Source organism: Bacillus sp. SIMBA_154 (genome assembly GCF_046536015.1).
Classification (GTDB): domain Bacteria; phylum Bacillota; class Bacilli; order Bacillales; family Bacillaceae; genus Bacillus; species Bacillus pumilus_P.
Window position 1 is genome coordinate 253,090 of record NZ_JAWJBV010000002.1, and the last position, 19,639, is coordinate 272,728.

At 42.0% G+C, this 19,639-nt stretch carries 25 protein-coding genes; 4 read left to right on the top strand and 21 right to left on the bottom strand.

The window, feature by feature from the left end:
- Nucleotides 1-51: 51 nt before the first annotated feature.
- The 3 genes from mraZ to R0K30_RS04690 all read right to left on the bottom strand — a co-directional run bounded on the left by mraZ (nt 52) and on the right by R0K30_RS04690 (nt 3,196).
- Entirely contained in the window at nt 52-483 is a 432-nt protein-coding gene (gene mraZ / locus R0K30_RS04680; RefSeq protein WP_003211163.1) for a division/cell wall cluster transcriptional repressor MraZ, read from the bottom strand.
- Nucleotides 484-611: 128 nt separating this feature from the next.
- Nucleotides 612-2,231, bottom strand: coding sequence for a bacillithiol biosynthesis cysteine-adding enzyme BshC (gene bshC, locus R0K30_RS04685; protein ID WP_410609392.1), 1,620 nt, complete (start codon nt 2,229-2,231; stop codon nt 612-614).
- A gap of 65 nt (nt 2,232-2,296) precedes the next feature.
- Nucleotides 2,297-3,196, bottom strand: a complete 900-nt coding sequence (locus R0K30_RS04690; RefSeq protein ID WP_410609394.1) for a 2-dehydropantoate 2-reductase — start codon at nt 3,194-3,196, stop codon at nt 2,297-2,299.
- Nucleotides 3,197-3,406: 210 nt separating this feature from the next.
- Between R0K30_RS04690 and R0K30_RS04695 the strand changes: the two genes are divergently transcribed.
- Nucleotides 3,407-3,886, top strand: coding sequence for an N-acetyltransferase (locus R0K30_RS04695; protein ID WP_099725952.1), 480 nt, complete (start codon nt 3,407-3,409; stop codon nt 3,884-3,886).
- 47 nt (nt 3,887-3,933) lie between these two features.
- Here the strand turns inward: R0K30_RS04695 and gerR are convergent, their stop codons facing one another.
- From gerR to R0K30_RS04710, 3 genes are all read right to left on the bottom strand, one after another.
- Nucleotides 3,934-4,473: a sporulation-specific transcriptional regulator GerR gene (gene gerR, locus R0K30_RS04700; RefSeq protein WP_099725953.1), complete on the bottom strand. Its 540-nt coding sequence runs from the start codon at nt 4,471-4,473 to the stop codon at nt 3,934-3,936.
- Between the two features lie 135 nt (nt 4,474-4,608).
- Nucleotides 4,609-4,782: a 50S ribosomal protein L32 gene (gene rpmF, locus R0K30_RS04705; RefSeq protein WP_008354700.1), complete on the bottom strand. Its 174-nt coding sequence runs from the start codon at nt 4,780-4,782 to the stop codon at nt 4,609-4,611.
- Nucleotides 4,783-4,808: 26 nt separating this feature from the next.
- Nucleotides 4,809-5,327, bottom strand: a complete 519-nt coding sequence (locus R0K30_RS04710; RefSeq protein WP_019743276.1) for a YceD family protein — start codon at nt 5,325-5,327, stop codon at nt 4,809-4,811.
- Nucleotides 5,328-5,533: 206 nt separating this feature from the next.
- On the opposite strand from R0K30_RS04710, the gene R0K30_RS04715 reads away from it, so the two are divergent.
- On the top strand, nt 5,534-6,781 hold the full coding sequence (locus tag R0K30_RS04715) for a nucleotidyltransferase (protein WP_410609397.1): 1,248 nt from the start codon (nt 5,534-5,536) through the stop codon (nt 6,779-6,781).
- Nucleotides 6,782-6,815: 34 nt separating this feature from the next.
- On the opposite strand, the gene R0K30_RS04720 is transcribed toward R0K30_RS04715, so the two are convergent.
- Together R0K30_RS04720 and R0K30_RS04725 are read right to left on the bottom strand one after the other, a co-directional pair.
- Complete coding sequence (locus R0K30_RS04720) at nt 6,816-7,844, bottom strand: SepM family pheromone-processing serine protease (RefSeq protein ID WP_099725956.1); 1,029 nt, start codon at nt 7,842-7,844, stop codon at nt 6,816-6,818.
- Between the two features lie 4 nt (nt 7,845-7,848).
- Nucleotides 7,849-8,628, bottom strand: coding sequence for a patatin-like phospholipase family protein (locus tag R0K30_RS04725; protein ID WP_256499528.1), 780 nt, complete (start codon nt 8,626-8,628; stop codon nt 7,849-7,851).
- A gap of 166 nt (nt 8,629-8,794) precedes the next feature.
- Between R0K30_RS04725 and ylbJ the strand changes: the two genes are divergently transcribed.
- Complete coding sequence (ylbJ, locus tag R0K30_RS04730) at nt 8,795-10,003, top strand: sporulation integral membrane protein YlbJ (RefSeq protein ID WP_410609400.1); 1,209 nt, start codon at nt 8,795-8,797, stop codon at nt 10,001-10,003.
- 13 nt (nt 10,004-10,016) lie between these two features.
- Here the strand turns inward: ylbJ and coaD are convergent, their stop codons facing one another.
- The 9 genes from coaD to R0K30_RS04775 all read right to left on the bottom strand — a co-directional run bounded on the left by coaD (nt 10,017) and on the right by R0K30_RS04775 (nt 15,074).
- Nucleotides 10,017-10,499, bottom strand: a complete 483-nt coding sequence (coaD, locus tag R0K30_RS04735) for a pantetheine-phosphate adenylyltransferase (RefSeq protein WP_099725959.1) — start codon at nt 10,497-10,499, stop codon at nt 10,017-10,019.
- Between the two features lie 3 nt (nt 10,500-10,502).
- Nucleotides 10,503-11,090 (bottom strand): 16S rRNA (guanine(966)-N(2))-methyltransferase RsmD, encoded by a 588-nt coding sequence (rsmD, locus tag R0K30_RS04740; protein ID WP_257213600.1) that lies wholly within the window; start codon nt 11,088-11,090, stop codon nt 10,503-10,505.
- 282 nt (nt 11,091-11,372) lie between these two features.
- Nucleotides 11,373-11,645: a YlbG family protein gene (locus tag R0K30_RS04745; protein WP_024424276.1), complete on the bottom strand. Its 273-nt coding sequence runs from the start codon at nt 11,643-11,645 to the stop codon at nt 11,373-11,375.
- Between the two features lie 65 nt (nt 11,646-11,710).
- Entirely contained in the window at nt 11,711-12,160 is a 450-nt protein-coding gene (gene ricF / locus R0K30_RS04750; RefSeq protein WP_034318038.1) for a regulatory iron-sulfur-containing complex subunit RicF, read from the bottom strand.
- 57 nt (nt 12,161-12,217) lie between these two features.
- The gene (locus R0K30_RS04755) at nt 12,218-12,625 is read right to left on the bottom strand and encodes a hypothetical protein (RefSeq protein ID WP_410609403.1); all 408 of its coding nucleotides are present in this window, start codon (nt 12,623-12,625) and stop codon (nt 12,218-12,220) included.
- Nucleotides 12,626-12,697: 72 nt separating this feature from the next.
- Nucleotides 12,698-12,946 carry a YlbE-like family protein gene (locus R0K30_RS04760; RefSeq protein WP_039178297.1) on the bottom strand — a complete coding sequence of 83 codons (249 nt, stop codon included), beginning with the start codon at nt 12,944-12,946 and terminating at the stop codon, nt 12,698-12,700.
- Nucleotides 12,947-12,965: 19 nt separating this feature from the next.
- On the bottom strand, nt 12,966-13,379 hold the full coding sequence (locus R0K30_RS04765) for a YlbD family protein (RefSeq protein ID WP_099725962.1): 414 nt from the start codon (nt 13,377-13,379) through the stop codon (nt 12,966-12,968).
- Nucleotides 13,380-13,485: 106 nt separating this feature from the next.
- On the bottom strand, nt 13,486-14,529 hold the full coding sequence (locus R0K30_RS04770; RefSeq protein ID WP_410609406.1) for a CAP domain-containing protein: 1,044 nt from the start codon (nt 14,527-14,529) through the stop codon (nt 13,486-13,488).
- Between the two features lie 122 nt (nt 14,530-14,651).
- Nucleotides 14,652-15,074: a CBS domain-containing protein gene (locus R0K30_RS04775; protein ID WP_230031484.1), complete on the bottom strand. Its 423-nt coding sequence runs from the start codon at nt 15,072-15,074 to the stop codon at nt 14,652-14,654.
- A 161-nt stretch (nt 15,075-15,235) separates the two neighbouring features.
- Between R0K30_RS04775 and R0K30_RS04780 the strand changes: the two genes are divergently transcribed.
- Nucleotides 15,236-15,601 carry a YugN family protein gene (locus tag R0K30_RS04780; protein ID WP_099725965.1) on the top strand — a complete coding sequence of 122 codons (366 nt, stop codon included), beginning with the start codon at nt 15,236-15,238 and terminating at the stop codon, nt 15,599-15,601.
- 194 nt (nt 15,602-15,795) lie between these two features.
- On the opposite strand, the gene ctaG is transcribed toward R0K30_RS04780, so the two are convergent.
- The 4 genes from ctaG to ctaD are packed head-to-tail and all read right to left on the bottom strand — an operon-like array spanning nt 15,796 to nt 19,528.
- Nucleotides 15,796-16,674 carry a cytochrome c oxidase assembly factor CtaG gene (gene ctaG, locus R0K30_RS04785; protein ID WP_099725966.1) on the bottom strand — a complete coding sequence of 293 codons (879 nt, stop codon included), beginning with the start codon at nt 16,672-16,674 and terminating at the stop codon, nt 15,796-15,798.
- Between the two features lie 30 nt (nt 16,675-16,704).
- Complete coding sequence (ctaF, locus tag R0K30_RS04790) at nt 16,705-17,034, bottom strand: cytochrome c oxidase subunit IVB (protein ID WP_024426910.1); 330 nt, start codon at nt 17,032-17,034, stop codon at nt 16,705-16,707.
- Between the two features lie 2 nt (nt 17,035-17,036).
- Entirely contained in the window at nt 17,037-17,657 is a 621-nt protein-coding gene (gene ctaE, locus R0K30_RS04795; RefSeq protein ID WP_268254863.1) for a cytochrome c oxidase subunit III, read from the bottom strand.
- Complete coding sequence (gene ctaD, locus R0K30_RS04800; RefSeq protein ID WP_230031442.1) at nt 17,657-19,528, bottom strand: cytochrome c oxidase subunit I; 1,872 nt, start codon at nt 19,526-19,528, stop codon at nt 17,657-17,659. Before ctaD ends, ctaE begins: the two co-directional genes overlap by 1 nt.
- Nucleotides 19,529-19,639 lie beyond the last annotated feature (111 nt).

The following is a 19,639-nucleotide window of genomic DNA, read 5'->3' on the forward strand; positions in this document are numbered from 1 at the left end:
CCTTTTTCAAATAGAAATGAATGTGTAGAAAGCTTGCTGCACAAGGGATTATTATATATCAAATCCAATCATGTTTTCAGCAATTTCAGCAAAAGAATCTTCTTGCTCTTCTGTATATTGTTCCCAGATCGACTTACTCCACAACTCAATTCGATTTGAAACGCCGATGACCACACATTCTTTTTCGAGTTTTGCATATTGGAGTAGGTTTGATGCGATGTTAATGCGCCCCTGCTTGTCCAGATCGCATTCGACTGCGCCAGAAAAGAAGAACCGGGTAAACGCACGTGCATCTTTTTTCGTTAGCGGAAGTGCTTTGAGTTTCTCTTCGATTAGTTTCCACTCACTCATAGGGTAGCCAAATAAACATTGATCAAGCCCTCTCGTCAGCACAAACTGTTCTCCGAGACCGTCTCTAAATTTAGCAGGGATGATCATGCGCCCTTTTGTATCAATCGTATGTTGGTATTCACCCATGAACATGATCATCAGAGCCCCACTTTCTCACCTTTACTCTCCACTATCCACCACTTCTCTCCACAAAACTTATTTTACACTGTTTCTACATAAAAAAAAACCCTGAACTAGTCAGGGTTCATTAAAACTTTATTTCAAAGTTTGACAATTTGTTGCTTGTTTTGAAATGAAAATGGCATATTTTTGAATGTTTTGAAGAATTCTGGACCATATTTGTTTAAAAAATACATGATATTCCAAATTCTTTCTTGCGCGGCATCAAGTGGTTTTAAACTATTTTCAATCCGTTCAAAGTCGCGAAGGATATATCCTTCCTTCTCTTCCACGCGCTGAGCCACCTTTTGATAAACAAATTGAAGTTGGTCTTCAATAAATTTGGCATTTTTCTCTAGAAGCTGCTCAAAGCTCGGTTCAATCTCCAGCGCTTCTTGTCTCATCGCACCATGAACATTTGCTAATTCACGTTTCGCATGTTGAACCGCTTGAACGAAGCTGTTTGGAAGACTTTGCTGAAAGTGCGCGTCCTTCTTTTCTTTTACTCCGTTTGTCAGCACTTCTTCTACCGACAGTTCTCTGACCGGCAGTTTTTTGTCAATATGCCTTTCAAGAATGGTGACGTGCAGTCTTGGAAGAACAGGTGCCATCTTTAATTCAAAATGTTCAAAAATTCCTTTTAGTTCTCCCCAATAGTTGACTTCACCGTGTCCTGCCATAAAAGCAAGTGTTGGGAGAAGGGTCTCTTGCATCAAGGGGCGCGTCACCACATTGTTGCTAAACCTTTCTGGGTGCTCCTCGACTTCCTTCAAAAGCTCTTCCTTTGTCCACGTAAGCCCCACTTCTGATACAGAAAACTGATGCTGCTCTTTTTCAATGAGGAAACGCTCTTCATCATATTCGTAAAACAGGTTTGCCTGGTGGTCACCAGCTTCAATGATCGGCTGATATCCCGCTCGCTTCATGGCAGCCTGCGTTTCATTCAGGCGAGCTGTGATCGTATCATTTGTCTCGACAATGTGCTTAAATAACATACGCTCGAGTGGTTTGACGCCTAAGTCTCCTGAATTAAATAGCAGCAGTCCATCTTCTTCAAAGAGGTCGCACACAATCCATTCAAAGAAATCAGTAAACGTTTGTGATTTGCGTAAACATCGAAGAAGCTGATCAAGCAAATCATTTGTGTAAGCAGATTCTTCATAGGTTGAAAACACATCACGAAGCCATTTCTCTGTTTTCTCCTGATGCAGCGGTGTTCTTTTCGCAGCAGCTTTTTTGATACTATGTAATGGCAGCTTTTGTTTGACTGGACCTTTTTCGCCAGACGTGTACACAAAATTAATTTCATCTACGTCATGATCCTCACCAGCTACCCAAAAGACCGGAATCACAGGAACGCCAAGCTCTGATTCTTTTTCTTTTGAAAACTGAATAATCGATATGATTTTATGTATGGTATAAAGCGGTCCTGTTAATAGGCCTGCCTGCTGCCCTCCAACCACCATGACACTCCGTTCATCACGGATTTTTTCAATGTTCTGACGCATCGCTGCCGATTCAAACTTTGCGTGATATGCGCTCATATAATCCGCTAAAGCCTCGCGCGGGAAGCTCCTTCCCATGAGATCGTCGTATCTCTTTTTCCATGTGTGCTCAGAATGTATATCATAATCAAAAAAAGCAGTCATCTCTTTTTTTTCTTCTATATAATCACGTATGAATAAATTCTGACTTCGGATGGAAAGTTCAGTCAATTGCATGTTTAGAACTTCCTTTCTTCAATAAATAGTTAGTTTCCCGAAAAAAGTATAGCATGTAAATGAGCTCACTCAAAAGATTTTGTTTGCTTTTTTTCCAATACTTCCAAGCTTCTATTGAAGAAAGCAAGATATGGCGCCAGAATCTCTTGAGCCTGGGCCTGTTTTAAAAGATAGCCAACGATGGCTTTTCTTTCGGTTTGGCGGCCTTTTACGATATCTTGAAGCATCGACGATTGATTAGCGGCCGTTTTATCACAAATAGAGACCACATGAGACCAGAGCCGCCCCTTTTCAGACAAGCCTAAAATGGAAACAGCTTCTTCAAATGCACATTTCATCATGTATTCATATGAGGAATTTGCGATCAGTTCCCCATTTTTCACATGTAATAAAGCCGTCAGCGGATTAATACAGACATTGACAAGCAGTTTTTCCTCCAGCACCTTTTTCCATTCATCTGTATAGACCATCTGAAAATGGGCTGATGTCTCATTCAATTCATTCTTCACATCTGCTGCTTCCTTATGATGAAATGCCCCCCACTTTATGACACCAATACCTGTATGAGCGACTGCATGATCTGACACCTTCATTGCGCCATGCTCTACCACACCTATATATAATTGATGTGCCGTTTTCCAGTTCTCTAAGTCTAATAGGTGGGCCATTCCGTTCTGCAAAAATAAGATCCTCTGATGAGGTAATGCCGATAGTTCGTCCAGTACATCTTGCAAATGATGATATTTCACTGTCACAATGAGTAGATCAAATACCTCTTTTACCCCTGTCTGTGCATGGACAACTGCCCTAAACGTTTCTCCTCTCACCATTCGTTCAATTCCTGACGCTCGAATCTCTTCTGCCTGTTCGTTTCTTCTTGTGAATACGGTAATGTCATGATGCTGTGATAAATAACTGGCACAAAGCAGACCAATCGCACCTCCGCCAATGATTCCAATTTTCAACTGCCGCACTTCCCTTTTTCTGTTTACTTCATCATATCCACTATTTTAACAGTTTCATGTCATGATGCAAAAAGCAGATGACGCACTATGATTGAATTTTTTTAATTTAAAAACTATAATAATAAGTGTAAAAACTTTTTTAGGCGGATGGGATGAAAACGCCTTCAAAGACATCACTGTCGACATTATGTGTGTAAGGGGGTAGATCACATGACACAAGTAAAACGTCTTCTAATTAATTACAAAACATTAGAGGAATTTAAACAATTTAAGGAATACGGCATACAAGAACTTTCAATGCTTGAAGACCTTGAAAGCAATATGATTGAAAATGACAGCAACTCTCCATTTTACGGGATTTATTTTGGAGATAAGCTTGTGGCACGTATGAGCCTATATCAAGTGGATGGCTCGACGACTACGTATTTTGACCACAACCATGATTATTTAGAGCTGTGGAAGCTAGAAGTGCTTCCTGGGTATCAGCGCAAAGGGTACGGCGAAGCACTTGTCGAATTCGCCAAATCTTTCGGATTGCCGATTCGAACGAATCCACGCGTCAAATCTGCTGGTTTTTGGGATAAAATGGGTTTTGAAGCGGTAAAATATGATATGGAACGCGATAAAGGTGAAAATCCACTCATTTGGGAGCCCGCACATATCAAAAAGAATACAGGTGAATCAGCTTAATGGTTGATGACAAAACGCCCCTCCTTTCATCTGTGAGGGGCGTTTTCTTATTTTGCGTAGTCTTTTAAGCTGATATTCTGTTTGACTCTTTCAACAATACCAATGAGTGCCCGGTAATCTTCTTCTGTCATTTTCAATTGGCGCTTCAAGTGTTCATTTTCTTCTGTGAGCGCCTTTAATTGATGATGTGCATCCTTTAGCTCCTCGCGTAAATAGGCGGGACCAGAAGGCTCTTTCTCAAGCTGCTCTAAAAACTGAATCACTTCTCGAAGGGTCAATTCAGCATGATCTGAAGATGTCTTCTCCTCTATTGTTAACGCATGCTGTGGTAAACCTGAGGAATGAATACCGATCTTTTTACGCAGTTCTTTCCGCTGTTTTTTCGCCAGTTCAATGCCTGCTTGATACTGTTTTCTGACGTAAGAATTCCACCTGAATCCACATGCTGCAGCTGTTCTTGACAGTGCTTTCCCGACTTCCTCAAATGCGGAAAGCTGGGTCCCTCCATCTCGAATATGTCTTAAGACGACTTCTGCTAATAGTAAATCTTCATCTTGTGTCCATGCGTCCTGCCTTGTAATCGTCAATTAATCATCCCCCCTGAATCTGAATACCACATCATATGCGCCTACTAGAGTAGATAGACTATTTGCAGGAGAGAAACCTAAAAAATAGACAAATAAAAAAACGCAAGGGAAGATTCCCTCACGCTTTTTTATACATTAGTTGCTTTTTACGTCTTTGCCTTTGTATGTTCCGCAAGATTTGCAGACACGATGAGAAATTTTCATTTCACCGCATTCTGGGCAAGCTACCATACCAGGTACTTGTAGTTTGAAATGCGTACGACGCAATCTTTTTTTCATTTTAGAAGTTCTTCTAAAAGGTACAGCCATTATTCCCACCTCCTTAAAGAGTTAAGTTAAGATTCATTATTTTCTTCTAAGAGCTTCTTCAAGCCTTCCAGACGCGGATCGATTCGGTTTTGATGTGCATCTTCCGAAATGACCGCCCAGTCATTACCTTCTTGTGGTGCAGCACCTTTTACGTCTGTTTGGTCGCAAAAGATTTGCATCGGCACTTCAAGAAGTATTTCTTCCTTGACGATAGGCGTTAAGTCGATGATATCGTCTTCTACAACGGAAACGTCTTCATCTTCTATATCGTCTGTCTTATGAAGTACAAATAGTTCTTTCGTTGAAATCGCAAATGGATAATTTACATCAACAAGCGTTCTTGAACAAGGCAATGTCATTTCACCTGTGATGGTTAAATCAAATGCGACTTGCTTTGATTCGATCACTCCAGTCCCTTTCACCTCTACTGGTGAAATGCGACGTATATCTGAATGAAGGCTAGTAAGTTCATTTAAGTCAACCGTCTCATGAAAATCGAAGCTGTTTTTAGCTTTTTGATGTAACTGATAAACTGTCCATTTCAATTGTATCACCTCTAAGAGCAACAAACATGATTATAGCTTTCATCATGCTATTTGTCAATATTTTTTCTTTACAGTCCTTTGTGATGTCAGAGGGTTGTTTGACATCAGTTCTCGGAATGCCTACACTGAAAAAAATGGGCTTCATTTTTCCCTTATGCTACTGTAGCATAGACCATTTAACCATAGCAAGAAAGGCGGAACATCTATTGAAATCAGTGGGAGTCGTTGTAGAGTACAATCCATTTCATTATGGACATGCCTATCATGTTCGTCAGGCGAAAAAACAAACCTCCTCAGATGTTGCCATTGCCGTCATGAGCGGTTCCTTCCTCCAGCGCGGTGAGCCTGCAATCGTCTCAAAATGGGCACGTACAAAAATGGCACTGCAAAACGGTGTAGACATTGTATGTGAGCTTCCATACATATACGCTGTGCAAAAGGCAGAAACCTTTGCAAATGGTGCTGTGTCCATCCTAGACGCTTTAAAATGCCGCACTCTTTTTTTCGGAAGTGAGGATGGGGACATCAACGTATTTGAGCGCACAGCTCATGCTTGGCATGAGAAAAAGGCAGAGATTGACCTTTTAACAAAAGAGAAGGTCAAAGAAGGTCTTAGTTATCCGGCGGCGGCGGCTGCTGCGTTTCAAGAGGCCATTTCCCTTGACCACTTACTGGATTTGTCTAAACCGAATAACATTTTAGGCTTCCATTATGTAAAGGCCATCTTAGAGCGATCCCCTCACATGCAGCCTTTTACCTCTGTGAGAATGGCATCTGATTATCATGATGAAGAACTTCCTGTAAATCAGAAAATCGCAAGCGCAACAAGTATTCGAAAAGCATTAAAAGAGCACGGCTCATTTGAAGCGGTCACACCCTATCTCCCGGACGCTACTTTAAAGCAATTACACAACTATCATTCTTCATACGGTCTTTTACATACGCAAGAAGCTTATTTTAGCTTCTTAAAACATGTCTTTCACACAATGGAAACGGCTGAACTAGAAGACATCTATGAAATCGAAGAAGGCATCGAACACCGCATGCAAAAGGCGATCACACACGCGTCCTCCTATGAAGAATATCTATCACTTGTGAAAACAAAACGATATACGTGGACAAGGTTACAGCGAATGAATACGCACCTCTTAATGAGAGTGAAAAAAACCGCAATGCATGAGCTGCTGAAAGAGAAAAAAGCGCCCTATATTCGTTTACTCGGTATGTCAAAGAGAGGGCAGCAATACTTATCTCTTGTGAAAAAAGAATTGGACGTACCGCTTGTGAGCAAGCTGTCTTCCTTTTCACATCCCGCACTTGATCTTGATATACGCGCTTCCCGCGTCTTCAGCCTTCCCATCTGTGAGCCAATGCAAACGGAACTAACGGAAGCAGAGTTTAAAACCTCACCGATCAGATATGATGAAGAGACTGATCTCTTTCTCTCTCGATAAGAAAAGAGCAGCCTTGATGAGGGCTGCTCTTTTCTTATGACGCTTTCTCTTTTAATTTGTTTAAATAGTTCAGTGCATCTTGCATTGTATCTACAGGGACAATTTTCATATCACTTTTAATATCTTTCACTGTTTTGACTGCATTTTGGTAGTCTGAGTTTGGATCGCCTTTATCGTTTGGCGCAAAGAATATGTCTTTTCCTGCTTTATCTGCTGCCACAACCTTTTGATCGATCCCACCAATTGGGCCGACCGTTCCATCGGCGTCAATCGTTCCAGTCCCCGCAATCGCATAGCCATGTGTTTCGTCTTCTTTTGTCAGCTGGTTATAAATTTCAAGCGACATCATTAAGCCTGCTGATGGACCGCCGATATTTTCAATATCTACTTTAATCGCAGGTGACACTTTCACATGACGGTCTGTAAACAATGACACACCTATTCCGACTCGTTTCGGCTCTTCTTTAAATGGTTTTAACGTCACTTGCTGTGTGATTTCTTTACCGTTTCGTTCAAGGACAAAGCGCACAGATGTGCCTGCTTTTTTACTGCTGATATATGAAACCATTTTATCAGCTGAATCATAGGTCTTGCCATCAACGCTTTTGATCCGGTCGCCAACTTCAATTTTTCCGTAAGCAGGCATCCCTTTCATCACGTAGCTCGCATATACCCCGTTAAACGTATAATCTACTTTTTTTCCTGCTTTTGTATATGCTGCAATCATGGCATTTTCTTGAGAGCTTTTCATCAGTTGAAGCTGTCGTTTCATATAATCTTCATCCGATTCTCCGTCCGCTTTAATGTTTTCTTCCGGGACGATCTCGTCATACTTGTTCATTTTTGCAAGCAAATACGTATATGGGTTTGCTGGACCTACTTTAATGGTCATAAGAGAGAAGCTGCCCTTCTCGCCATATGCTCCGTCTACTTTAATGTGCGGAGCAATCTCTGTTGCATCACCAGGCTTTGTCACGTAATACGGCAGTTTAACAAAGGTTAAGCCAAATAATACAAGGACAACCACAAAAAAGCTGAGCCAGCGAATATTCAATTTTTTCATTCGATTAACACTCCCATTTATCAATGACATCTTTCAGTTTCCCTTTTAGTTGGTCTGCGGCGAGCTCACCTGCTTCAATCATCTCTTGAACCTGTGTAAACGCACTAGAGCTATATGTTTCAAGCCTCGGCCGGATCATGAGATCTGCGTGAATGGTTTGATGACGAACCAATTCATTTTGAAGGATGTCCAAACTTTGCATAATCACATCCGATAATCTCGTCGCCTTTTCTGTTTTTTTCACCCTTGATACATCAGAGGCGATAATGAGGTCTGCCCCCATTTCTTTTAAAACAGACACAGGAATGCGGTCAACAACCGCTCCATCTACTAATTGTCTGCCGCCCATTTCGTGCGGAACAAACACACCCGGAATGCTAATGCTCGCTCTGACTGCTTGTGAGACAGACCCTTCTTTGAACACAACCTTCTCCCCTGTCTCGAGGTTACAGGCGACAATCGCAAGAGGCATTCGCAATTCCTCGATTTTTTTCCCATATGTAAACGTGTGGATCAGCTGCAAAATTCGATTTCCTTTTAAAAGACCGATTTTTGGCAGTGTATAGTCAGCATAATACTTTCTTCTGAAGACAAGTGCAAGTTTTTTCATTTTTTCTACGTCTTGTCCCGCCGCATAAAAGCTCCCAACAAGTGCGCCAATACTGCTTCCAGCAATCATATCCACCTGAATTCCTTGTTTCTCAAGACTAGATAAAACTCCGATATGCGCCATTCCCCTAGCACCCCCAGAGCCTAGCGCAAGCCCGATGACCGGTCGCTTCATGAAAATCCACCCTCCTCTTTCTATGCATATATACGAATCTATAGGTCTAAACATGCCCCTTCTGCTCGTATAGTAATAGAAGACAGGCTCGGCTAGTTTTTTTCTTTTTCTTTTTCTTTGATCACGAGCTCGCCAATAGATCATAACGGCAAGGGGCGAAATCTTCATGAAAAAATGGAACACTCTGTTCATCGCTGCTTTTTTTATCTTTTTAACAGCCACTGTGATTACACATCCACAAGCCTCTTTGCAAGCGTCAAAAAATGGACTTGCAATGTGGTGGGAGGTTGTATTTCCATCATTGCTTCCTTTTTTTATTTTGTCCGAGCTATTAATTAGTTTCGGGATTGTCAGATTTGTCGGGGTGTTATTAGAACCATTTATGCGCCCCATCTTTCGAGTACCTGGTGTAGGCGGATTTGTACTAGCTATGGGAATGGCCTCAGGCTTTCCTTCTGGCGCTAAATTAACGACAAGACTCAGACAGGAAGGACAGCTGACGAGAATCGAAGCAGAGCGCCTTGTTTCATTTACAAATTCATCGAACCCATTGTTTATTTTCGGAGCGGTGGCTGTTGGTTTTTTTCATCACCCAGCTTTAGGGATTGTTTTAGCCTGCGCACATTATTTAGGGAATCTCGCTGTTGGTGTGACGATGCGGGGGTATAAAGCGCGGCATGATGCGCATCTTAGAAGCCGGAAGGGATTTTTATTTCCACCGCTTAAAGAGGCATTCAGCGCCCTTCATACAGCAAGACTCGCAGAGAAAAGACCGCTCGGCCAAATTTTAAGCGATGCTGTCATGTCGTCCATTCAAACACTTTTTATGATTGGCGGCTTTATTATCTTATTTTCTGTCTTTAGCAAAATGCTGGCAGTTGTTCATGTGACAGACCTGCTCTCCATAGGAATCGTATATATGCTGCAAACGATGCACCTTCCGCCAGAATTAGATCTAGCCATGATTGCCGGTTTATTTGAAATCACATTAGGAAGTCAGCTAACGGGGTCACAAGAGGTCACCCTGCTCGCTAAAACCATTGTGGTCAGCTTTATTTTAGGATTCAGCGGGTTCTCTGTTCAAGCCCAGGTAGCCGGCATTTTGGCGGCAACCGATATACGCTTTAAACCGTTTTTCTTCGCCCGTTTGCTCCACGGGATTTATGCAGCTGTCTTTGCCTTTTTATTATTCAAACCTCTTTATGTATCTCGATCAGACATGACTCTTCCAGCAGGAGCCTTTGAAGCAAGCGAGCAAGTCGTCATGTTTAGCAGTGTGTTCTGGAATCAGCTTGTGACAGCTGGCCCTTTGATCACTTTGTTCAGCCTGATCGTGTATATTGCTCTATATTACCAGAAAGTAAAAAATGGATGAGTGCACGAGGCACTCATCCATTAAATTTTTCTTTCAGCGCTGCTTCTACTTCTTTTGGAACAAGCTCTTTGACAGATCCATTGTATTTCGCTACTTCTTTGACAATGCTTGAGCTTAAGAAGGAGTATTGATTATTGGTCATCATGAAAAACGTTTCAATTTCATCATCTAAGACTTTATTCATCGATGTGCCTTGCATCTCATATTCAAAGTCCGTCACGGCTCTTAACCCACGCAAAATGACTTTGGCCTCTTTTTGTTTCGCATAATCAACAAGCAAGCCATGAAAGGATTCAACTTTGATATTTGGCAAATCCTTTGTCGCTTGCCTAATGAGCTCACACCGTTCTTCAACTGTAAACAACGGTTTTTTTGATGAGTTATTTAGTACACATACATACACTTCATCAAAGATGTTTGCTCCTCTTTTAATAATATCCAAATGGCCCAATGTGACTGGATCGAAGCTACCCGGACAAACGGCTATGTTCCCCATGCTTTAATTTCCCCGCTTTCTATAGATCGTAATGCCAGTCATTCCGTACAGTTCCCGCCTTGATATGTGGAGCTGTCCAGCTTCCTCAGGCAGCGCGACGTCTTTATCATGCTCACATACGATCACGCCATCATCTGTTAATAAGGAGTGCTCATCAATCATTTCAAGAAGTGCCTTCAGCTTTTGATCTTTATACGGCGGATCAAGAAAGATCGCTTGAAAGGATTCCTCTCGTTTTACAACGGCTGTGAGAGCACGCTTTGCATCATTTCGAAATACTTCACTTTGATCCATCAGCGACAATTGATTCAGGTTTCCTTTAATTGTCTGAATCGCCTTCATATCTCGATCAACGAAAATGCAATGATCGAATCCTCTAGAGAGCGCTTCAATTCCTAAACCACCGCTTCCCGCAAATAAATCAAGGGCCCTTCCGCCATCAAAATACGGTCCAATCATATTAAAAATGGATTCTTTCACTTTATCTGTCGTCGGTCTTGTTGATTGACCTGGTACCGCTTTAAGCGTGCGGCCTTTTCTCGTTCCAGAGATGACTCTCATTTTCCCACCACTTTTTCTGCTTGCTTCTATTGGTCACTGTCTTATGACAAAAAATTCAACATTATCTTACCACATCCATTCGGCATGGGACAATGCGCGTAATTTCATTCATTTTCTATGTATAGATGACGGGAAGCGGGGCCATACTACTTGTAACAGCATCTGATGTGGTGCTGTTGCCAACCGCGGAGAAGACTTACGTTTCCCCATAAGTTCTTCCTCCGGTTTCTCCTCTCCCTTTGCCTTCTCCTTAATGAATCATTAAGAATAGAAGGACCCCGCGGGTGATGCCGCGGGGGTTTTTTTGTGTCTTTAAAAGCCCACCTTATAATCATATTCTTTTGCTTTGTCCAATTTGGATTCGTACTCTAATTTAATAAAAGGTTTATATGAAGGCTCAACACGTTTTACAAATGGCAATGAGCTCAGCTTTGCCATATGGCGCTCGAGATCATCCATATCACAATAAATCACTGCATATTTCATTTTCCTTGAAATATAGTGAACATTCCCAAATTTCCTTAGCGCTTTTGACTGCTTTAACGAATGCAGCCAAACGACCATCCCTTGACGTTTGGTTTCCATCTTTTCACCTGCCGCTTTTCAATTCTTTCCATTCATTATGTAAAAGACGAGACGTTCAAGTCTCGTCAAGATACTTTACAGCCACAGCTGCCTCCTGATCCACAGCCACCGCCGCATGATGATAGACCATCAAAATATGGGTTCCCTGTTGGAACTTTAATATATGCTGATACAGCTTGACCGATTTCAATACTAATCTCATCTAAGATGGATTGAACCGCTGTTTCTGCTTTTTTGAAATCAACCACTGTATCGTGAAGATCTAGCTTTCTTTTGACCTCACGCATTTCCTTTGAGATCGTTCTATAGTCCGGATGGTATTTGCCGAACCGCTGCACATCCTCATATTGCTCTTTTACTTTTGTAAAGTGGGCAATAATTTGTTGGGCTTCTTCGTCTTGCTGGAGACGCTTAAAGCAGTTGCGGTAATGTTCAGCCTCCTCCGACTGAAGAATCATGGCAGCCAATTGATTCGCTTCCTCTTGGAGCTCCACAGATTCGATTGTCGCATACATAAATGTTGCACCTCCAATTCATAGTTTACCACGAAACCTATGGATCAGAAAATGCTTTTACGTGACAAATACATCCCACGTTTCCCTTTTTTGTTTATAATCTGGATGACGGGAATTCAGCACAACGGTCATTTTATGCTTTCCTTTTGAAAGGTGCTTGACCACAAACGCAGCAGTATACTCATTGCCCGCACGTTTCCCATCTACATACACTGTAAAATATCCCGCCTTCTCATCCTTCTTCCCAAGTGAAGGCTCAAGATGGAAATCTTGAAGTGTACTTTCTATATAGACAGCCGATCCCTGCACTTTGTATTTTAAAAAGCCTTGCTGCTTCATTTCACTTTGAGCTTGCTGCATCACTGGTACAGCTGGATCTTGCTTGATCACTTGCTCTTCTTCATGTTGACTTTGACACCCAGTGACAAGAAAAAGCAATGCGCATATTGACAGCATCCATTTCATCATCTGATTCTCCTTTCGTCTACTTTCATAGGATGCTCATGAAATAGACATCTTAATCAACTCAAAAAAGCCTCACCCGGCTCCATTTTGATTGCGCATTGCTTGGAACATTTGAATCATCATTTCAGCCATTTGGACACTATTGCTCAACTGACTCACACGATGAGGAATGGTTTTTTCGTAAAAGTTCATTTTATCTAATTCAAAGGAAGATAGATTTTCAGGATGTCGAGTCAGCTGTCTGTACCAAAGAGGACGCTGTCTAATGAATTTGATTCGATCCTCCTCGGCCATGACAAACTCCTGTACTTCTTTCCGCACCAAAAACATCCCCTTTCAATTAATCTTTCCTGAAGGAGAATGGGTGCTGACTGCCTCCAGATGAACCTTTTTTTGAGCCATTTGATGAAAATTGACCGAGTAAGCTTTGTAAAGAGGAAATAGACTGGCTCATTTTGTTAATCTGTTCATTCATTTGATCAGCGTCCATTTTTTTCACAGCAGAAACCATTTTAGACATGAAATCTGCTTTTCCCGGTTCACTTGTCTTAGAGTCTTTTTCGTCTTTTGCTTCTTTAGATTGCGCTTGCCGATAAGGAGACCACATCTCATCTTCCTCACCAAACATGACCCAATTTTCATATAAACTTTGCCAGCTTTTTTCTTGCGCTTGCACTTCTTGAATTAACTTCGGATGGCGTCTGACGAATTGTTTAAATTCATCAATGGATGTTTGTTTTTGCTTATTTGTCATATCCTCACCCCCATACAAATGCCTACTATACTATATACACCAGCATCTGTTTTGGTGAGCCTCTTTTTTCATAAAAAAACAGCTGCGGTTGTGCAGCTGCTTTGTTTTAAGATGTTTTCTTGATGAAGTTTTGAGTATAGTATTTTTCTTTCACACCTACGCCAAGGTGTGTGTAATCTCCATTTAATAACGCCTTCCGGTGACCTTCGCTATTGAGCCAGCCTTCTACAGCTGCTGGTCCATCTACATAGTTATATGCAATGTTTTCACCTGCGAGCTGAAATGCGACCTCGCCTCTTTCTAATCGGTCTTTCAGTGTACCGTATTTTTTAGACTCATGGGAGAAATAATGATTCTCTTTCATGTCCTCACTATGCATGAATGCCACTTCGGAAGTTTCATCGTCCCACTTTAAGGTCGGCAGGTTGTACTTATGGCGGATAATATTGGTCATATCAAAAATTTGTTTTTGACTGGAAGCTTCGATATCCTTCCACTTTTCGCCTGATATCGACTCAGGTTCTATCAATTGACCTCGATAAACAACCTCATACGGCTTTTGTTTCACAAATGTATCTGCGTTAAAGGCCCTGATACTCGAAAGGGTGCTTTCAAACTTATCCATGTATAGCTGGACATAGACATCATCTCCCACTTTCACGGTTGGCCTTGTATTCATATCATCTTCTGAGAATTCAAAGCGGTATGAATTTTGTTCATCCTCTACATGAATGTAAGGCGCGATTTGTGTTTTTTTAAACACTTCACTTGTGGCTTGACCGATTTTAAATGGTTCAACATTCAGCCCGTCTCCTGTTGCAAACAAAGTCACCACTTTACTATCCTTTACCCCGACTTGAATATAGTGCTTCTTCGATTGGTTGTATATCCACCAGTCATAATCATATGCGGAAGGATCAATGCGATCTGGTTCTCCCAGCTGTTTAAGCACTTCGTTTGATGATTTTCCCATAAAGGACATGAGGCCCTTTTTTGGGATGTTGATCGGCTTATCGCTAGATGTTTCTTCATTAGACACCTTCGATTCATTGCTGCTTTCTTTTTCTGGTGAAGATCCATATTGAATAAACAGAACGTACGTTCCGGATATAACCAGGAGGATGAAGAGTGTTTTGAGCACAGTTTTCAAATAAACACCTCCGTTAAATTGGCAAGGTACAAAAAGTACCTTCTACTGTCATTTAAACAAAACTTGCTCCATTTATCAACGACAATACAGCCTATTTAACACGAATTTAAAATATGCCCCTGTTAATGAAAAAATCCTTGCCTGTGATCTTGATCTTGTTGAGAGATTTCAGTAAGTGCATCTCCCGCACGATCATTTGACAAATCTTCAACTGATAAATCTCCAAGAGCTACAATCCCCGTTAATGCTCCGCTTTTAACGACGGGAATGCGGCGGAGCTGGTGCTCTGACATCAACCGGACAATTTCTTCAAGCGTCGCATCTTCTTCGGCTGTCAGTACTTCCTTCGTCATGAGTGCGCCAACTTCCTGTGAGTTTGGCTTTTTCTCAGCAATGCCTCTGAGTACAAGGTCACGGTCTGTCACAATTCCAACAAGCTGATCTCCGTCAACCACTGGAATGGCACCGATGTCAGCATCTCTCATTTTTACTGCCGCTTCATAAGAATTGTCGTCCTTTTGGCACGTCACTACTTTTTTTGTCATAATATCTTTGATTTTTTTCGTTTTCACGTTGATTCCTCCATCTATTATTTTCTTTATTACTGTAACCAGCTTATAAAAGAACATACCTTTCGCAGTTGAAAGTTTAACGCTTTCATACTATGATTGTCAGTAAAGGGAATTTTTATAAGGAGGGGTTTTGGGTGAAGTTTGAAGGTACGGGGATTGAAAAGGTAGCAGCTGACTTAAATAAATTAGATTTCATCATGGAAAGTGAAGGATTTGTACGAGCCGATCAATGGGATTATGAGCGTGTGACGTATGACAGAAAGTATAGCATGGTTGAAGGGACATTTTATTTACGGATCTCTGGCTACGCCACTGAAGGTGATGTCGGTTCCAAAAAGGCACACATTCAGCTTCTGACACCTTTACTTGGAAAACATTATTATCCGCATGGTGTAGAATACGGTGAAGGCGAAGATTTCCCTAAATCTCTTATCCAATCAAGCAAACAAACGCTTGACCGACTGAAAGAAAAACTAGAATCAATGACTGCTGAAGCATAAAACAAAGCACAGCCCAAGCGGCTGTGCTTCTGCGTGTAGACAAACCCTCACATTCTTTGTCAGATCTGCATTACGGTGCTCACGAATGTCAAATTCATTCGCTCCGGTACTCGTCCTTCCTAGACTTCAATGGTTTTCTATTGCGCTGAACAGAAGACAAATCTAAAGCACAGCCATATGGCTGTGCTTTAGATTTATTCATATTTCGGAATGAGCGCATCTGGCACGGCATCTTTCGCTCTTTCTTTTCTTGCCCAATCAAAGAACACAACAGCAAGAATAGATCCATAAACGATCTCCTGAATAATTTTCATCAAAATAGCGCCTAGCTGCTGATCCTCCAGCAGCGGCAAGGTATGAAACATATCAGGGCCAGTTAGTGCAAGACCTGCAAGCATATCGCTTGGCACACATAGATGCAGAGCTTGTATCCACGCGCCGGCATCTGAATAGGTCGCATAGATCGGTGCATCACTAAACATGATGAGTGCGCAGGCAGGTGTCATCAATATACCGTCTGCCATGATATAACCAAGCTTTAAAATGCCTGTGATCTGCGGCTGACTTTGGACTTTATGGACAAGCGGCCACCACATGAAAAAGGCAGCGATAAAAATAACAACCGTCATCAACGCATGATAAAACGGATCTGTTTTCACAAAATCAAACACAAGCGGGATGTGATAAAGCGAAAACAACCCGTTAAACCCAAGCAGAGCAATCAAAGGCTTGGAAAACAAACGGAAAATAGCCTGAATGCCTCGTGTTTGAATGATCCGCTCCCAAATGGCCGCAGGTAAACCTGTGATCAGGAGTGGCGGGATGACTAAATATAGTACCGCCATTTGCGCCATATGTGCGCTGAACATAATATGCCCCATTAAATCAATTGGGCTGCCTTTCACGGCATATAACAGAACAAGCCCAGTCAGAAATAGCGTTTTCTCTTTCACCGTCGCACGGTGCTTTCCCTTTGTAACGAGAAGTAGATAAAAAGCAGCTGCTAATACAATACAAATCAAATAGTAGGGACTCCATAATGCTCGAAATCCGAATATCTCTAAGTTCTCCATTGCTGCGCCTCCTTCAAGGGCAAAGCGGGCTTACCACCAAATAATGGTCAAAAAGGCTAAAACGGTAATAAACGCGACAAACACACCTGAGTAAAGAAACAACGCGGGTGTTTCATGCCCTTTTTGGTTCATGTGCATAAAATAATAAAGCTGAAAGGCCACCTGAATACCTGCAAGCAGTAAAATAAATGGTACTGCGAACCAATTCCCGACGTCTTCAGAGGCGATCGTTAAAAATGCAACAAATGTTAATCCAATCATCAAGCCGAAAGAAATGAGCTGATGCTTCATTTCTTCGGCATTTTTCTTTTTACGGTATACAAGATCGACTTTGGACTGATTTGTGTTTTTATTTCCCATTCTTATCCCACCATTCCCATTAAATATACAACGGTAAAGATGAAGACCCACACAACATCAATGAAGTGCCAATAAAGACTTGCCACATAATATTTTGGCGCATTGTATAAATCCAGTCCGCGTCTCATATTTCGAATCATAAGAGCGGTAATCCAGCAAAGTCCGAAGGCGACGTGAGCTCCGTGAGTTCCTACAAGTGTATAGAAGGCAGAGCCAAGTGCAGAGCTGGTAATCGTAAATTCGTACGCATGCACATAGTGATAAAACTCATAAATCTCGACCCCTAAAAATCCAGCACCTAATAGAACGGTCACGCCGAGCCAAAGCTGCATTTTTTTAAAGTTAAAGTTTTTCATATGATACATTGCATACACACTCGTTAAACTGCTCGTTAACAGGAGCATTGTGGCAATAAAGACAATTGTGATGTCAAACATATCAGTGGTTTTTGCTCCGCCTGCATTTGAGTTTTTCAGCGCCAAGTAAGTGGCAAACAAAGATGCAAACAGAACAGTTTCTCCCCCAAGAAACAACCAGAACCCGACGAACTTATTCTTTCCTTCTAACGTGGCTTTCTCAGGCGAAGCCGGAAAGGTTTCCGCTGTCATTTTTTGTGGTTCCATTATGCTTTCACCCCTTTATCATCATCATCGGTCAAATCTTCTTTGTGAATATGATATCCATGATCATCTTTAAGAGACCTGACCAGCATGGTCGCAAACGTAATGCCAAGGCCAATGAAGATCACCGGAAGCCCCCAGCTGTGCTCTTGACGATACATGAAGCCAAACGCTGACACAAATAGACCGAATGAGATAATGACAGGTAAGATGGAATTATTCGGCATGTGAATATCATCGAGCGGTTCAGATGCTGTCATTCCTTTTTTACCATCCATTTTCTCAATCCATAATGGATCAAGTCCTCTAACTAGTGGAAGCTGTTTAAAGTTATATTCTGGCGGAGGTGAAGACACTGCCCATTCAAGCGTTCTTCCATCTCCCCAAGGATCGCTCGATACACGCTCCCCTTTTGCTGTTGTCCAGATGACGTTAATCAGCATGATGACAACTGCTACAAACATAAACAAAGCACCTATTGTACTGATCAAGTTCCCAAGCTCAAGGCCCTGCCCTGGCAGGAACGTAAAGACACGGCGCGGCATGCCCCATAACCCCAAGAAATGCTGGATAAAGAAGGTTAAATGGAAACCGATGAAAAAGAGCACAAAGCCAATTTTCCCAAGCTTCTCATTGAGTATTTTTCCAAACATTTTAGGCCACCAGTAATGCACACCTGCTAATATACCGAATACCACACCACCGATAATCACGTAGTGGAAATGCGCCACAACAAAGTACGTATCATGGAACTGATAATCAGCTGCAGCTGCTGCAAGCATGACACCGGTTACCCCGCCAAGTAAGAATGACGGAATGAATGCAACGGAATACAGCATCGCTGTCGTAAACTTCACGTTACCGCCCCATATGGTGAGCAGCCAGTTAAATACTTTAATTCCTGTTGGCACCGCAATCGCCATAGTGGCTACGGCAAAGATCGCATTTGCAATAGGTCCAAGCCCCGTAGTGAACATGTGATGCGCCCACACCATGAACCCTAGGAAACCAATCAATACAGTGGCGAACACCATTGACGAGTAGCCGAACAATCTTTTTCTTGCAAACACTGGAATGATCTCAGAGAAAATTCCGAATGCTGGCAGGATCAAGATATATACTTCCGGGTGTCCGAAAATCCAGAACAAATGCTCCCAGATGATCGTATTCCCTCCAAGCTCTGGATTGAAAAAGCTCGTATCAAACATTCTATCAAGCATCAGCATCGCAAGCCCTGCTGTGAGCGGCGGGAATGCGAATAAAATGAGTGCAGATGCGACAAATGTCGTCCAAGTGAAGAGCGGCATTCTCATATACGTCATACCAGGCGCTCTCATATTAATGATCGTCACAAGAAAGTTGATACCTGCAATCAGCGTACCAATCCCCGCTATCTGCAAACCTAAAATATAGAAATCCATGCCATGCCCTTCTGAATTCAGCGTGAGCGAAGCGTATGCAGTCCAGCCTGCATCAGGTGATCCGCCTAAGAACCAGCCAAGGTTTAAGAAAATTCCTCCGAAAAAGAATAGCCAAAAACCAAGTGAATTTACAAACGGAAATGCTACGTCACGTGCACCAATTTGAATTGGTACAACCGCATTCATTAATGCAAATAAAAGCGGCATTGCTGCAAGGAAAATCATTGTCGTTCCATGCATCGTCATGATTTCATTGTAAACCCCTGCACTAACAAAATCATTTTCAGGGATGGCTAGCTGAATACGGATAAACATCGCTTCTAGGCCGCCAACCAAAAAGAAAAATCCCCCTGCCACTAAATATAGTACGGCAATTTTTTTGTGGTCAACCGTCGTCAAGTAATCCCATAAGACAGCGCCAAACCCCCGCTTTTTAGCTATTGTACTCACCATGAAATCCCCCTCTTATCTCCCATTTGCCCCTTTTCATATAGATGTCTATCTTAACGATCTTTCAAACAGACTGCGTCTGACAGGTGACTACTTCTCGGTTGTAGAGACATA

Excerpts from the sequence above, each read along its gene's own strand:
- mraZ (WP_003211163.1), bottom strand. The coding sequence starts at position 483 with ATGTTCATGGGTGAATACCAACATACGATTGATACAAAAGGGCGCATG.
- bshC (WP_410609392.1), bottom strand. The coding sequence starts at position 2,231 with ATGCAATTGACTGAACTTTCCATCCGAAGTCAGAATTTATTCATACGT.
- R0K30_RS04695 (WP_099725952.1), top strand. The coding sequence starts at position 3,407 with ATGACACAAGTAAAACGTCTTCTAATTAATTACAAAACATTAGAGGAA.
- rpmF (WP_008354700.1), bottom strand. The coding sequence starts at position 4,782 with ATGGCTGTACCTTTTAGAAGAACTTCTAAAATGAAAAAAAGATTGCGT.
- R0K30_RS04720 (WP_099725956.1), bottom strand. The coding sequence starts at position 7,844 with ATGAAAAAATTGAATATTCGCTGGCTCAGCTTTTTTGTGGTTGTCCTT.
- R0K30_RS04725 (WP_256499528.1), bottom strand. The coding sequence starts at position 8,628 with ATGAAGCGACCGGTCATCGGGCTTGCGCTAGGCTCTGGGGGTGCTAGG.
- ylbJ (WP_410609400.1), top strand. The coding sequence starts at position 8,795 with ATGAAAAAATGGAACACTCTGTTCATCGCTGCTTTTTTTATCTTTTTA.
- coaD (WP_099725959.1), bottom strand. The coding sequence starts at position 10,499 with ATGGGGAACATAGCCGTTTGTCCGGGTAGCTTCGATCCAGTCACATTG.
- R0K30_RS04745 (WP_024424276.1), bottom strand. The coding sequence starts at position 11,645 with ATGGAAACCAAACGTCAAGGGATGGTCGTTTGGCTGCATTCGTTAAAG.
- ricF (WP_034318038.1), bottom strand. The coding sequence starts at position 12,160 with ATGTATGCGACAATCGAATCTGTGGAGCTCCAAGAGGAAGCGAATCAA.
- R0K30_RS04755 (WP_410609403.1), bottom strand. The coding sequence starts at position 12,625 with ATGAAATGGATGCTGTCAATATGCGCATTGCTTTTTCTTGTCACTGGG.
- R0K30_RS04765 (WP_099725962.1), bottom strand. The coding sequence starts at position 13,379 with ATGACAAATAAGCAAAAACAAACATCCATTGATGAATTTAAACAATTC.
- R0K30_RS04775 (WP_230031484.1), bottom strand. The coding sequence starts at position 15,074 with ATGACAAAAAAAGTAGTGACGTGCCAAAAGGACGACAATTCTTATGAA.
- ctaG (WP_099725966.1), bottom strand. The coding sequence starts at position 16,674 with ATGGAGAACTTAGAGATATTCGGATTTCGAGCATTATGGAGTCCCTAC.
- ctaF (WP_024426910.1), bottom strand. The coding sequence starts at position 17,034 with ATGGGAAATAAAAACACAAATCAGTCCAAAGTCGATCTTGTATACCGT.
- ctaE (WP_268254863.1), bottom strand. The coding sequence starts at position 17,657 with ATGGAACCACAAAAAATGACAGCGGAAACCTTTCCGGCTTCGCCTGAG.
- ctaD (WP_230031442.1), bottom strand. The coding sequence starts at position 19,528 with ATGGTGAGTACAATAGCTAAAAAGCGGGGGTTTGGCGCTGTCTTATGG.